The organism is Alicyclobacillus shizuokensis NBRC 103103 (assembly GCF_001552255.1).
In the GTDB taxonomy this organism is placed as follows: Bacteria; Bacillota; Bacilli; order Alicyclobacillales; family Alicyclobacillaceae; genus Alicyclobacillus_G; species Alicyclobacillus_G shizuokensis.
Genome location: NZ_BCQV01000027.1, coordinates 27,672 through 42,175, shown reverse-complemented (window position 1 = coordinate 42,175; position 14,504 = coordinate 27,672). Strand labels below are relative to the sequence as shown.

Below are 14,504 nucleotides of genomic sequence, written 5' to 3'. Positions count from 1 at the left end.
CGACGATAGATGACCATAGATGAATAGCGCGGCGAAGAAAAATGTGGTTCAAAGCAACCTCATTTTATTTTTGTATTGTCTAGGGCATGTTGAAATCGGCATGAGAGGTGACGGCTTTGCGAGGACACATGGTCAAGTATGGCTGGCGCGAACGTCGGTCGTACGCCCGTATTCACGAGGTATTGGATCTGCCGAATCTGATTGAGATTCAACAGAAGTCCTACCAGTGGTTCCTTGAGGAAGGGCTGCGCGAAATGTTCGCGGACATCTCTCCCATTCAGGACTTTACCGGCAATCTCGTGCTGGAGTTCATTGATTACAGCCTCGGCGAGCCCAAATACGACGTGGAGGAGTCCAAAGAGCGTGACGTGACCTATGCGGCTCCGCTGCGGGTCAAGGTGCGCCTGCTCAACAAGGAGACGGGCGAGGTCAAGGAGCAGGAAGTGTTCATGGGCGACTTCCCACTCATGACCGAGACCGGCACCTTCATCATCAACGGCGCCGAACGCGTGATTGTCAGTCAGCTTGTCCGTTCCCCCAGCGTCTATTTTAACAGCAAAATCGACAAAAACGGCAAGCAGACGTTTGCGGCGACCGTCATTCCAAACCGTGGCGCGTGGCTCGAGTTTGAGACCGACGCCAAGGACATCGTCTATGTTCGCATTGACCGCACCCGTAAACTGCCGATTACTGTCCTGCTGCGCGCCTTGGGTCTCGGCACCGACCAGGAGATTATCAACTTCCTCGGCGAGGACGAGTACCTGCGCAACACCCTGGACAAGGATACCACGGATTCGACCGAACGCGCGCTGATTGAAATTTACGAGCGCCTGCGTCCGGGCGAGCCGCCGACGATGGAGAACGCGCGGGCGCTTTTGGCCTCCCGGTTCTTTGACCCGAAGCGCTACGACTTGGCCAACGTCGGCCGCTACAAGATGAACAAAAAGCTGCACATCAAGAATCGCTTGCTCAACCAACGCTTGGCAGAGACCTTGGTGGACGCGGATACCAATGAAATCATCGCTGAAGCCGGTGAGATTCTCGACCGCCGTACGCTCGACAAGCTTCTGCCGCGTCTGGAGGGCAACGTCGGTCGCGTGCGCCTGCGGGCGACGCCGGAGTTGACCGATGAGGACGAGATCCCGGTGCAGGTGGTGAAGATCTTCGCCCCCAACGAGGACGGGCGCATCCTGCACGTTGTCGGCAACGGAGACATCCCCAAAAACGTCAAGCACATCACGCCGGCGGATATCCTGTCCGCGGTCAGCTACTTCTTTAATCTGTTGCACGGCGTCGGCACCACCGACGACATCGACCACCTGGGCAACCGCCGCCTGCGCTCGGTCGGCGAGCTGCTGCAAAACCAGTTCCGCATCGGTCTCTCCCGCATGGAGCGGGTGGTGCGCGAGCGGATGTCGATTCAGGACGCCAGCGCCATCACGCCGCAGGCGCTCATCAACATCCGGCCGGTGATTGCGGCGATCAAAGAGTTCTTCGGGTCCAGCCAGCTTTCCCAGTTCATGGACCAGACCAACCCGCTGGCGGAATTGACGCATAAGCGGCGCCTGTCTGCTCTGGGGCCGGGCGGTCTTACGCGCGAGCGCGCCGGCTATGAGGTGCGTGACGTGCACTATTCGCACTATGGCCGTATGTGTCCGATTGAGACGCCGGAGGGACCGAACATCGGGCTCATCAACTCGCTGTCGACGTACGCGCGGATCAACGAGTACGGGTTCATCGAGACGCCTTATCGCCGGGTCGATCCGGACACCGGCGTGGTCACGGACCACATCGACTACCTCACGGCCGATGAGGAAGAGAACTATGTCATCGCGCAGGCCAACGCGCCGCTGACAGAAGACGGCCGGTTTGCGGCGGACGAAGTGGTGGCCCGGTTCCGCGAGGACGTCATTACGGTGCCCTGGCAACGTGTCGATTATATGGACGTCTCGCCGAAGCAGGTGGTCTCCGTCGCGACGGCGCTCATTCCGTTCCTCGAGAACGACGACGCCAACCGCGCGCTGATGGGTTCCAACATGCAGCGGCAGGCGGTGCCGCTGCTGGTGACGGAGGCGCCGCTGGTCGGTACCGGCATGGAGCACCAGTCGGCCAAAGACTCGGGCGTGTGCGTGGTGGCCCGGCGCGGCGGCGTGGTCGAACGCGTGACGGCGCGCGAGATCTGGGTGCGGACGGAGCACATTGTGGACGGCAAACCGGTCGCCGGTGATTTGGATAAATACAAGCTGCTCAAGTACACGCGGTCCAACCAAAACACCTGCATCAACCAACGCCCGATCGTGCGTGAGGGGCAGAGAGTGGAGGCTGGCGACATCCTGGCCGACGGTCCCGCGACGGAGAACGGCGAGCTGGCCCTGGGCCGCAACGTGCTGGTGGCGTTCATGACCTGGGAAGGCTACAACTACGAGGACGCCATCCTGCTGTCCGAGAAGGTGGCCAAGGAAGACATCTATACCTCGATTCACATCGAGGAGTACGAGTTGGAGGCGCGCGATACCAAGCTGGGTCCGGAGGAAATCACGCGCGACATCCCGAACGTCGGCGAGGATGCCCTGAAAAACTTGGACGAGCGCGGGATCATCCGTATCGGCGCCGAGATTCAAGCGGGCGACATCCTGGTCGGCAAGGTGACGCCCAAAGGCGTGACCGAACTGACAGCGGAAGAGCGGTTGTTGCACGCCATCTTCGGCGAGAAGGCGCGGGAGGTGCGCGACACGTCGCTGCGCGTGCCGCACGGCGGCGCCGGCATCGTGGTCGATGTCAAGGTGTTCACGCGCGAGAACGGGGACGAACTACCGGCCGGTGTCAATCAGCTGGTGCGGGTTTACATTGCCCAGAAGCGCAAGATCTCCGAAGGCGACAAGATGGCCGGCCGGCACGGGAACAAGGGTGTCGTGGCGCGCATCCTGCCGGAGGAAGACATGCCGTTCCTGGAGGACGGAACACCCGTCGAAATCGTCCTCAACCCGTTGGGCGTGCCGTCGCGTATGAACATCGGGCAGGTGCTGGAGACGCACCTGGGCATGGCGGCGAAGGCGCTCGGCGTGCACATCGCGACACCGGTGTTCGACGGCGCGACCGCCGAGGACGTGTTCGACACCCTGGAGGAGGCCGGGTTTGCCCGGGACGGCAAGCAGGTGTTGTACGACGGACGCACGGGCGAACCGTTCGACAACCGGGTAACGGTCGGGTACGTGTACATGCTCAAGCTGGCCCACCTGGTCGACGACAAGATTCACGCCCGTTCCACCGGTCCATACTCGCTGGTCACGCAGCAGCCGCTCGGCGGCAAGGCCCAGTTTGGCGGACAGCGTTTCGGCGAGATGGAGGTGTGGGCGCTGGAGGCGTACGGGGCCGCCTACACTCTGCAGGAGATTCTCACCGTCAAGTCGGACGACGTGGTGGGCCGGGTCAAGACCTACGAGGCTATCGTGAAGGGCGAGAACGTGCCGGAGCCAGGGGTCCCAGAGTCGTTCAAGGTGCTCATCAAGGAACTGCAGAGCCTGGGCATGGACGTGAAGATCCTCAGCGAGGACGAGCAGGAGATTGTCATCCGGGAGAGCGATGATGACGAAGACGCGGGTGAAAAACTGAACCTCAACCTCGAGGTGCGCGAAGTCGGGGACTGATGTAACGCAGGTGCCGGCGCGCCTGGCTGCCGGGCCTGCGTCCGAGTGCGCAACGACGAGTTTGCCGAAAGGGAGGATTCCCCTTTGTTAGACGTCAACAACTTCGAGTTTATGAAGATTGGTCTCGCCTCGCCGGAGAAGATCCGCTCTTGGTCGCATGGGGAAGTGAAAAAACCGGAGACCATCAACTACCGCACGCTGCGCCCGGAGAAGGAAGGGCTGTTCTGCGAAAAGATCTTCGGACCCACCAAGGACTGGGAGTGCCACTGTGGCAAGTACAAGCGGGTTCGCTACAAGGGCGTCGTCTGCGACCGTTGCGGTGTCGAGGTCACGCGCTCCAAGGTGCGTCGCGAGCGCATGGGTCACATTGAGCTGGCCGCCCCGGTGTCGCACATCTGGTACTTCAAGGGCATTCCCAGCCGCATGGGCTTGGTGCTCGACATGTCGCCGCGGGCACTCGAAGAGGTCATCTACTTCGCCTCCTATGTCGTCACCGATCCGGGTGACACCCCGCTGGAGAAGAAGCAGCTGCTCAGCGAGAAGGAGTATCGCTCCTACCGGGACAAGTACGGTTACGCCTTCGAGGCCGGCATGGGCGCGGAGGCGATTAAGAAGCTGCTGGTGGAGATTGACCTCGACCGCGAGGTCGAGACACTGAAGGAGGAACTGCGCACTGCGCAGGGCCAACGCCGCAACCGCGCCATCAAGCGGCTGGAGGTGCTGGAGGCGTTCCGCAGCTCGGGCAACCGTCCGGAGTGGATGATTCTCGAGGCGCTGCCGGTCATTCCGCCCGACCTGCGGCCGATGGTGCAACTGGACGGCGGACGGTTTGCCACATCGGACCTAAACGACCTTTACCGGCGGGTCATCAACCGCAACAACCGCCTGAAGCGGCTGTTGGACTTGGGCGCCCCCGACATCATCGTCCAGAACGAGAAGCGAATGCTGCAGGAGGCGGTCGACGCCCTGATTGACAACGGTCGCCGCGGTCGTCCCGTGACCGGTCCCGGTAACCGCCCGCTCAAGTCGCTCTCGCACATGCTCAAGGGCAAACAGGGTCGGTTCCGCCAGAACCTGCTCGGCAAGCGCGTCGACTACTCGGGCCGGTCCGTTATCGTCGTGGGGCCGGAGCTGCGCATGTTCCAGTGCGGCCTGCCGAAGGAGATGGCCCTGGAACTGTTCAAGCCGTTCGTGATGAAGGAGCTGGTGGCCCGCGGTCTGGCGCATAACATCAAGAGCGCCAAGCGCAAGGTGGAGCGCGTCTCGCCCGAGGTCTGGGACGTGGTGGAGGACGTCATCAAGGAGCACCCTGTTCTGCTCAACCGGGCCCCGACGCTGCACCGCCTGGGCATTCAGGCGTTTGAGCCGGTGCTCGTGGAGGGCCGCGCCATCAAGCTGCACCCGCTGGTGTGCACGGCTTACAACGCCGACTTCGACGGGGACCAGATGGCGGTGCACGTGCCGTTGTCGGCCGAGGCGCAGGCCGAGGCGCGCCTGCTCATGCTGGCTGCGCATAACATCCTGAGCCCAGCCTCCGGCAAGCCGGTCGTCACGCCGACGCAGGACATGGTTCTGGGGCCGTATTACCTGACCATCGAGCTGCCCGGTGACAAGGGTGAGGGTCGTGTCTTCACGGACCCGGCCGAGGTGCAGATGGCCGTGCAGCAGCGGGAAGTCAGCCTGCACGCCCGGATTGTCCTGCCGGCAGCCAGCCTGGGAAAGGTGTGGAAGGACGAGCGTCAGCGGCAGGCCATGCTGATCACGACGCCCGGGAAGCTGATCTTCAATGAAATCTTCCCGAGTGATTTCCCGTATCTGCACTCGGGCGCCCGGTCCAACCTGGTCGACGGGACGCCGGACGAGACGTTCGTGTTCGAAAAGGGCGTGAACCTGCGCGAAGCCGCGGCCCAACGCCCCATTGCCAAGGCCATCATCAAGAAGGACCTGGGGAACATCCTGGCCGAGTGCTTCCGGCGCTACGGCACCACGACCACGTCGGAGATCCTGGACAAGGTCAAGCGGCTCGGCTTTCACCACTCGACCTTGGCCGGCATCACCATCTCGGTCGCGGACATCATCGTGCCGGAAGAAAAGAAGACCATCATCGCCGAGGCCGACGAGCGTCAGCACAAGCTGGAGGTCCAGTACCGGCGCGGCCTGATCACGGACGACGAGAAGTACATCTCCTTCAGCCAGATCTGGACCGAGGCGAAGGAGCGGGTCACCGATACGCTGATGCAGAGCATGCATGAGCTGAACCCGATTTACATGATGGCGACCTCGGGAGCCCGCGGCAGCACGTCGCAGATCACGCAGTTGGCCGGCATGCGCGGCCTGATGGCTAACCCGTCCGGACGCATCATCGGGCTGCCCATCAAGTCCAATTTCCGCGAGGGACTGACGGTGCTGGAGTACTTCATGTCGACGCACGGTGCCCGTAAGGGGCTGGCCGACACGGCGCTGCGCACGGCAGACTCCGGGTACCTCACGCGCCGCCTGGTGGACGTCGCACAAGACGTCATCGTGCGCGAGGAAGACTGCGGCACCGACAAGGGGCTCAAGGTGATGGAGATCCGCGACGGCCGCGAGGTCATCGAGGACTTGCGGGATCGCCTGGATGGGCGCATCGCCTTCCAAGACGTGTATCATCCGGAGACGGGCGAGAAGTTGGTCGGCAAGAACGAGATGATTGATGCGGAGACCGCCGCTCGCATTGAGGAGGCGGGCATCAAGGAAGTCGTCATCCGCTCTGTGCTCACTTGCCGCACCCGCCATGGCGTGTGCGTGAAATGCTACGGCCGCAACCTGGCTACCGGCAAAGAGGTGGAAATCGGCGAGTCGGTCGGCATCATCGCGGCCCAGTCCATCGGCGAGCCGGGCACGCAGCTGACGATGCGCACATTCCACACCGGTGGCGTCGCCGGCGACGACATCACCCAGGGTTTGCCCCGCGTGCAGGAGCTGTTTGAGGCCCGCAATCCGAAGGGCCAGGCGGTCATCACCGAGTTTGACGGCAAGGTCGTCGATATCCGCGAGGGCAAGGACAGGCGAGAAATCGAGGTTGAGGGCGAGAGCGAGACCAAGGTGTACGCCATCCCGTACGGATCGCGCATTCGCGTCAGCGTCGGCCAGGTGCTCGCGGCCGGCGACGAGCTGACCGAAGGCTCGGTCGATCCGAAAGAAATGTTGCGCGTGCGCGGCCTGCAGGGCGTACAGAACTACCTGCTGCGCGAGGTGCAGCGCGTCTATCGGATGCAGGGCGTGGACATCAACGACAAGCACGTCGAGGTCATGGTGCGGCAAATGCTGCGCAAGGTGCGCATCCTCGACGCGGGAGACACAGACCTGTTGCCCGGGACGTACGTGGATTTGCACGAGTTCGAACAGGCCAACCAAAAGGTGCTGCTTGAGGGCCGCGAGCCGGCGGTGGCGCGCCCGGCCCTGCTTGGCATCACGAAGGCGTCCCTGGAGACCGATTCGTTCCTGTCGGCCGCGTCGTTCCAGGAGACAACCCGGGTATTGACCGAGGCGGCCATCAAGGGCAAGGTGGACCGGCTGCTCGGCCTGAAGGAGAACGTGATCATCGGCAAACTGATTCCGGCTGGCACCGGCATGGCCCGCTATCGCCGTCTGCGAGTGGAATCGGATGACGACGTGGCGCTGGAAGAACCGATGGAGGAGCAGGAAGCGAGCACGGTCTCGGTCAGTGAGTGAGCGAAAACGCGGGGCGCAGGCCGCCCCGCGGGCCCGCTTCGACCCGTCAGCCGCTTGTTGACAGCCCGCTTTTCGCGGTGATAGAATCGTTGAGTGTGCCTTGAGCATGGTCGTTATTTTGGGGGAGGCTTTGCCATGTCTCTCGAACGCATACGCCTCGCGAGGAAACGTATCATCGGGACCAACCAGACGACGAAGGCACTCCAGCAACAACAGGTGGTACAGGTCTTTGTCGCGAAGGATGCGGAAGAGCGGGTCACCCGTCCTGTAGTGGCGCTGGCCCGTGAACGCGGAATTCCCGTAGAGTGGATTGAATCCATGAAGGAACTCGGCAAGGCTTGCGGTATCGAGGTGGGAGCGGCCACAGCAGCCATCCTCGAAGAGTAAAGAGAGCCTGTGGCCGCGGCTTGCAAAAAGCTTTGCGCCGTGCGTCATAGCCCAGGTGTCTGTCTGCGCGGACACGGACCACCAGGCACTGTGGACATGACAATCGCGTCTCACACCGCGATTGGATCTTTGGAAGGAGGTGCAACGATGCCAACCATCAATCAATTGGTCCGGAAGGGCCGCAAAGTGATGGTGAAGAAATCGACCGCACCGGCGTTGCAGAAGGGGTACAACAGCTTTGAGAAGAAGCTGACCGACCTGCCTTCGCCGCAGAAGCGCGGGGTCTGCACCCGCGTGGGGACGATGACCCCCAAGAAGCCGAATTCGGCTCTGCGGAAGTACGCGCGTGTGCGTTTGACGAATACGTATGAGGTCACGGCCTACATCCCGGGTGAAGGCCACAACCTGCAGGAACACTCCGTCGTGCTGGTTCGCGGCGGCCGTGTCAAGGACCTGCCGGGGGTACGTTACCACATCATCCGTGGTGCCCTTGATACGGCGGGCGTCAGGGACCGCCAGCAGGGCCGTTCGAAGTACGGGGCAAAACGCGCTAAGAAGTAAGACGAAGTCATTCTGACGCAACACAGACACAGCGGACAGCGCAGGCCGGTGGGGTGGCGCCATGAGTCGCACCCTGGCTCGGATGCGCGCGCAGATTGAGGAAGGGGGCGCATGCATGCCGCGGAAAGGTCCGGTTCCGAAGCGGGACGTCATGCCGGATCCCGTGTACGGGAACAAGATGGTCACCCGTCTCATCAACAAAGTGATGGTGGACGGCAAGAAGGGCACAGCCCAGCGCATCGTCTACTCGGCGCTGGAGGGAGTGCGCGAGCGCACCGGGAGAGACCCGATGGAGGTCTTTGAGGAGGCGCTGCGCAACGTGATGCCGGTGCTCGAGGTCAAAGCGCGCCGCGTGGGCGGATCAAACTACCAGGTGCCGGTGGAGGTCCGTCCGGAGCGACGGATCACGCTCGGGTTGCGGTGGCTCGTTCAATACGCCCGCGAACGTGGCGAGAAGACGATGATTGAACGCCTGTCCAATGAGCTGGTGGATGCCGCCAACAACACCGGTGGGGCTGTCAAGAAGAAGGAAGACACGCACCGCATGGCGGAGGCCAACAAGGCGTTCGCGCACTATCGTTGGTAAGAGCCTGAACGCCGCAGGCAAGAGAGTACAGAGGCGGAAGGAGGGTGTTCATTGGCTCGGCAGTTTCCTCTGGAAAAGACGCGCAACATCGGCATCATCGCGCACATCGACGCGGGGAAGACGACGACGACGGAGCGCGTGCTTTTCTACACTGGCCGCGTGCACAAGATTGGCGAAGTACACGAGGGCGCCGCGACCATGGACTGGATGGCCCAGGAACAGGAGCGCGGCATCACGATTACGTCGGCCGCGACAACCTGTCAGTGGCTCGGCCACCGCATCAACATCATTGATACGCCAGGCCACGTAGACTTCACAGTCGAGGTGGAGCGCTCGTTGCGCGTTCTCGACGGAGCCGTCGGGGTGTTTGACGCGAAGGGTGGCGTCGAGCCCCAGTCCGAGACGGTCTGGCGGCAGGCGGACAAATATCACGTACCGCGCATCGCGTATGTCAATAAGATGGACATCCTCGGCGCCAACTTCCTGGATTGCGTCGAACAGATGAAGACGCGGCTGGGTGCCAACGCGGTGCCGATTCAGTTGCCGATTGGCGCCGAGGACTCGTTCGTGGGCTTGGTGGACCTGGTCGAGAACCGGGCCATCATCTACACGGATGACCTGGGCACGACCGCGGAGACGCGCGAGATTCCCGATGACATGAAGGAGTTGGCGGCGGAATACCGCACGAAGCTGATTGAGGCGGTCGCCGAGTTGGATGAGGACCTGATGATGAAGTACCTCGAGGGTGAGGAGATCACCGTCGAGGAGTTGAAGGCGGGTATCCGCAAGGGCACCTGCGCGGTGCAGCTGTTCCCGGTGCTGTGCGGATCGTCCTATCGCAATAAGGGCGTGCAGCCGATGCTCGACGCGGTGGTGAACTACCTCCCTGCGCCGACCGATGTGCCGGCCATCAAGGGGACAACCCCTGAGGGTGAACCGGTGGAGCGCCACTCTTCGGACGACGAGCCGTTTGCAGCGCTGGCGTTCAAGATCATGACGGATCCATTCGTCGGCAAGCTGGCCTTCTTCCGCGTGTACTCGGGAACGTTGGGCAACGGATCGTACGTGCTCAATTCGACGAAGGGTAAGCGGGAGCGCATTGGCCGCATCCTGCAGATGCATGCCAACCACCGCGAAGAGATCGACATGGTATACGCCGGTGACATCGCGGCGGCGGTGGGTCTGAAGGACACGACAACGGGTGACACACTCTGCGACGAGAAAAATGTCGTCATCCTGGAATCGATGGAGTTCCCGGAGCCGGTCATCAATGTCGCCATCGAGCCGAAGACCAAGGCCGACCAAGATAAAATGGGTCTGGCGCTGGCGAAGCTGGCCGAGGAAGACCCGACGTTCAAGACCTGGACGGACCAGGAGACGGGTCAGACCATCATCGCGGGCATGGGCGAGCTGCACCTGGAGATCATTGTCGACCGGTTGCAGCGGGAGTTTAAAGTCGCTGCCAACGTGGGTCAACCCCAGGTGGCATACAAGGAAACCATTACTCGCTCGGTCGACCAGGAGGGCAAGTTCGTCCGTCAGTCGGGTGGCCGCGGTCAGTACGGACACGTCAAGATTACTCTCGAGCCGCTGGAACGCGGCGCGGGTTACGTGTTCGAGAACAAGATTGTCGGCGGCGCTATCCCGAAAGAGTACATCCCTGCGGTCGACGAGGGCATCCGCGAGGCGATGCAGAACGGCGTCCTGGCGGGATACCCGATGCTCGACATCAAGGTGACGCTCTACGACGGGTCGTATCACGAGGTGGACTCCTCGGAAATGGCGTTCAAAATCGCCGGATCGATGGCGCTCAAGGCTGGCGCCCAGAAGGCGGGGGCCGTACTGCTCGAACCGATTATGCGAGTCGAGGTGACGGTGCCCGAGGAATACATGGGCGACATCATGGGCGACATCAATTCTCGGCGCGGCCGGGTCGAAGGCATGGAGGCGCGGGCCGGCGCCCAGGTGATTCGCGGGTATGTGCCGCTGGCAGAGATGTTTGGTTACTCGACCAGTCTTCGGTCGCGGACCCAAGGCCGCGGTACCTATACTATGGAATTTTCTCGGTACGAGGAAGTTCCGAAAAACATCGCCCAGGAGATCATCGCCAAACACAAAGGCGAATGAGAAAAAGGAGTGAATCTCGATGGCAAAAGAGAAGTTTGACCGCAGCAAGCCCCGCGTAAACGTCGGCACGATTGGTCACGTTGACCACGGCAAGACCACGCTCACGGCTGCCATCACGACCATCCAGGCGCAGAAGGGCAAGGCCCAGGCGCAGAAGTACGAGGAGATCGACAAGGCTCCGGAAGAGCGCGAGCGCGGCATTACCATCAACACCGCGCACGTGGAGTATGAGACCGACAAGCGTCACTACGCGCACGTCGATTGCCCCGGCCACGCCGACTACGTGAAGAACATGATCACCGGAGCGGCCCAGATGGACGGCGCCATCCTGGTTGTCTCGGCCGCTGACGGTCCGATGCCGCAGACCCGCGAGCATATCCTCCTGGCCCGTCAGGTAGGCGTGCCCTACATCGTCGTGTTCCTGAACAAGTGCGACATGGTCGATGACGAAGAGCTGTTGGAACTGGTCGAGATGGAAGTCCGCGAGCTGCTGAACGAGTACGAGTTCCCGGGCGACGACATCCCGGTGATTCGTGGGTCGGCCTTGAAGGCCCTCGAAGGCGATCCGGAGTACGTCAAGAAGATTGAGGAACTGATGGACGCCGTCGACGAATACATCCCGACCCCGGAGCGCGACACGGAGAAGCCGTTCCTGATGCCGGTCGAGGACGTGTTCACCATCACCGGCCGCGGCACGGTGGCCACTGGCCGTGTGGAGCACGGTGTGTTGAAGGTCGGCGACGAGGTGGAGATTGTCGGTCTCCGCGACGACGCTCTGAAGACGGTCGTCACCGGCGTCGAGATGTTCCGCAAGCTGCTCGACCAGGCGCAGGCTGGCGACAACATCGGCGCGCTGCTGCGCGGTATCGAGCGCAAGGATGTGGAGCGCGGCCAGGTCATCGTAAAGCCTGGCTCTATCAAGCCGCACACGAAGTTCAAGGCTGAGGTGTACGTCCTGACGAAGGAAGAAGGCGGCCGCCACACTCCGTTCTTCAACGGTTACCGCCCGCAGTTTTACTTCCGGACGACGGACGTGACCGGCGTGGTGAACCTGCCGGAGGGTACGGAGATGGTGATGCCGGGCGATAACGTGACGATGGCGGTGGAACTGATTTCGCCTATCGCCCTCGAGGAAGGCACCCGCTTCGCGATTCGCGAGGGCGGCCGCACGGTCGGTGCGGGCGTCGTAAGTTCCATCGAAGCGTAAGTAGATGATGCGTGGCGTCAGTTAAACGGTCACCTACCGGTCGGAAAGAAGGAAGCGAAAAGGCGAGGGGAGCCCCTCGCCTTTTCGCCATGATGGTCTCTCTGCGATACCTTCTCGGTGGTGGGTTGATCTTGTGTTCCTGACGGTCCTTTAGTATAATTTCGCATGTTGGTCTCTTACGGCGATGAGGCCGGAGGTTGCCTATGTGCCTATGGCCATATGGGGCACCACTAGGGTTGCTTCGGGGGAGCCTGTCCACTAGATTGGGCGACGAGGGGGGGAAACATATGGCGAGGCAGAAAATCCGCATTCGATTGAAGGCGTATGATCACGAGATTCTGGATCAGTCGGCCGAGAAGATTGTCGAGACGGCCCGGCGGTCGGGAGCGGGTGTGTCCGGTCCGATTCCGCTGCCGACGGAGAAGCAGATCATCACAATTCTGCGCGCTCCGCATAAGTACAAGGACTCGCGCGAGCAGTTTGAAATGCGTACGCACAAGCGGCTGATTGACATCCAGAATCCGACGCCGCAGACGGTCGATTCGCTGATGCGTTTGGATCTGCCGTCTGGCGTGGATATCGAAATCAAGCTGTGAGTTGAATCCACGGCGTAAGATGCACAAAATTGGCCTGCGGCATGTGCCGGCGCGAGCGCGTGGTGCGCCGTGGGACAGGACTTGTTTGTAGGGGGTGCACACATGAAGGGCATCTTGGGTCGCAAGCTCGGCATGACTCAGGTCTTTGACCAGGACGGCCGAGTGGTGCCGGTCACCGTGATAGCCGCGGGACCGTGCATCGTTCTCCAAAAGAAGACGCCCGAGACCGACGGTTACAGCGCCATCCAGATTGGCTATGGCGATAAGAAGCCTAACCGCGCCACCAAGCCGGAACAGGGGCACGCGGCGAAGGCGAATACGGCGGCGAAGCGGTACGTACGTGAGTTGCGCGGCGTCGATGTGGATGCCTATGAGGTCGGGCAGCAGTTGCGCGCGGACGTGTTCAGCGAAGGAGACATCGTGGACGTCACCGGAGTCTCCAAAGGCAAGGGGTATGCCGGCCCCATCAAGCGGCATAATCAGGCGCGTGGACCGATGGCGCACGGCTCTAAGTACCATCGCGGGGTCGGATCGCTGGGTTCGATTGCGCCCAACCGCGTGTTCAAGGGTCAGACAATGGCCGGCCGGATGGGCGGTGAGCGCACCACGGTACAGAACCTGACGGTGGTGCGTGTGGACGTGGAGCGCAACCTGTTGCTCATCAAGGGTTCCATTCCGGGGCCGAAAAACTCGTTCGTCACGGTGCGCAGTGCCGTCAAGGCGAATGCGGCGAATACGAAATAACCTTTGAAAGGAGGCAGACCGATGCCGAAGGTGACCGTGTACAACATGGCCGGCGAGCAGGTGGGCGAGATTGAGCTTTCTGAGAAAGTCTTCGCTGCGCCGGTGCGCTCGGACTTGATGCACCAAGTGGTGTTGATGTACCTGAACAACGCCCGCCGCGGCACGCACAGCACGAAAGGACGTTCGGAAGTGCGGGGCGGTGGTCGTAAGCCGTGGCGGCAGAAGGGAACCGGCCGCGCCCGTCAGGGGAGCATCCGCGCGCCACAGTGGAAGGGCGGTGGTGTGGTGTTCGGACCCAAACCGCGCGAATACACCATGAAGCTGCCGAAGAAGGTGCGGCGGGCGGCGCTGTACAGCGCGCTGAGTTCGAAGGTCGGCGAGGGCAAGTTGGTCGTCCTGGACAACTTGGATCTCCCGGAGATTAAGACGAAACACGTGGTGGCGTTGCTGCAGCGACTGGAACTGAACAAGCCTCTGATTGTCGACGCGGAGGTCGACGAGAAGGCGTTGTTGTCTGCCCGCAACCTGCCCGATGTGAAGTATATCTCGGCGGGTAGTGTGAACGTGTATGATGTTCTCCGTCACGACCACCTGGTCTTGACCCGTGACGCCGTCGAGAAGGTCCAGGAGGTGTTCGCGTAATGGACCCGAGAGACCTCATCAAGCGTCCGGTCATCACCGAAAAGTCCACTGAGCTGATGGAGCAGAACAAGTATGTGTTCGAGGTGGACAAACGGGCCAACAAGACGGAAATCCGCCAGGCGGTGGAGAAGCTGTTTGGCGTCAAGGTGCTGAAGGTCAACACCCTGCGTGTGCCCGGTAAGACCAAGCGGGTGGGCCGCTTTGTCGGCCGCACCTCGGAGTGGAAGAAGGCTGTTGTGACCTTGCGGCCGGATTCGGAGCCGATTCGCATTTTTGGCGAAGAGTCCTGATTC

At 61.8% G+C, this 14,504-nt stretch carries 11 protein-coding genes; all 11 read left to right on the top strand.

The window, feature by feature from the left end; translation table 11 throughout:
- The first annotated feature begins 116 nt into the window (after window positions 1–116).
- The 11 genes from rpoB to rplW all read left to right on the top strand — a co-directional run bounded on the left by rpoB (window position 117) and on the right by rplW (window position 14,501).
- Window positions 117–3,647: a DNA-directed RNA polymerase subunit beta gene (gene rpoB / locus ASH01S_RS11455; protein ID WP_067928168.1), complete on the top strand. Its 3,531-nt coding sequence runs from the start codon at window positions 117–119 to the stop codon at window positions 3,645–3,647.
- 84 nt (window positions 3,648–3,731) lie between these two features.
- Window positions 3,732–7,361, top strand: coding sequence for a DNA-directed RNA polymerase subunit beta' (gene rpoC, locus ASH01S_RS11450; RefSeq protein ID WP_067928165.1), 3,630 nt, complete (start codon window positions 3,732–3,734; stop codon window positions 7,359–7,361).
- Between the two features lie 135 nt (window positions 7,362–7,496).
- Complete coding sequence (locus ASH01S_RS11445; RefSeq protein WP_026962526.1) at window positions 7,497–7,748, top strand: ribosomal L7Ae/L30e/S12e/Gadd45 family protein; 252 nt, start codon at window positions 7,497–7,499, stop codon at window positions 7,746–7,748.
- A gap of 147 nt (window positions 7,749–7,895) precedes the next feature.
- Window positions 7,896–8,309: a 30S ribosomal protein S12 gene (rpsL, locus tag ASH01S_RS11440; protein ID WP_067928161.1), complete on the top strand. Its 414-nt coding sequence runs from the start codon at window positions 7,896–7,898 to the stop codon at window positions 8,307–8,309.
- Between the two features lie 115 nt (window positions 8,310–8,424).
- Complete coding sequence (gene rpsG / locus ASH01S_RS11435) at window positions 8,425–8,895, top strand: 30S ribosomal protein S7 (protein ID WP_067928158.1); 471 nt, start codon at window positions 8,425–8,427, stop codon at window positions 8,893–8,895.
- A 51-nt stretch (window positions 8,896–8,946) separates the two neighbouring features.
- Window positions 8,947–11,022, top strand: a complete 2,076-nt coding sequence (gene fusA / locus ASH01S_RS11430; protein ID WP_067928155.1) for an elongation factor G — start codon at window positions 8,947–8,949, stop codon at window positions 11,020–11,022.
- Between the two features lie 19 nt (window positions 11,023–11,041).
- Window positions 11,042–12,229, top strand: a complete 1,188-nt coding sequence (gene tuf, locus ASH01S_RS11425) for an elongation factor Tu (protein WP_067928152.1) — start codon at window positions 11,042–11,044, stop codon at window positions 12,227–12,229.
- Between the two features lie 287 nt (window positions 12,230–12,516).
- Entirely contained in the window at window positions 12,517–12,825 is a 309-nt protein-coding gene (gene rpsJ / locus ASH01S_RS11420) for a 30S ribosomal protein S10 (protein WP_067928149.1), read from the top strand.
- Window positions 12,826–12,927: 102 nt separating this feature from the next.
- Complete coding sequence (gene rplC / locus ASH01S_RS11415; RefSeq protein ID WP_067928146.1) at window positions 12,928–13,569, top strand: 50S ribosomal protein L3; 642 nt, start codon at window positions 12,928–12,930, stop codon at window positions 13,567–13,569.
- A 21-nt stretch (window positions 13,570–13,590) separates the two neighbouring features.
- Window positions 13,591–14,211, top strand: a complete 621-nt coding sequence (gene rplD / locus ASH01S_RS11410; RefSeq protein ID WP_067928143.1) for a 50S ribosomal protein L4 — start codon at window positions 13,591–13,593, stop codon at window positions 14,209–14,211.
- Window positions 14,211–14,501 (top strand): 50S ribosomal protein L23, encoded by a 291-nt coding sequence (rplW, locus tag ASH01S_RS11405; protein ID WP_067928140.1) that lies wholly within the window; start codon window positions 14,211–14,213, stop codon window positions 14,499–14,501. Before rplD ends, rplW begins: the two co-directional genes overlap by 1 nt.
- Window positions 14,502–14,504 lie beyond the last annotated feature (3 nt).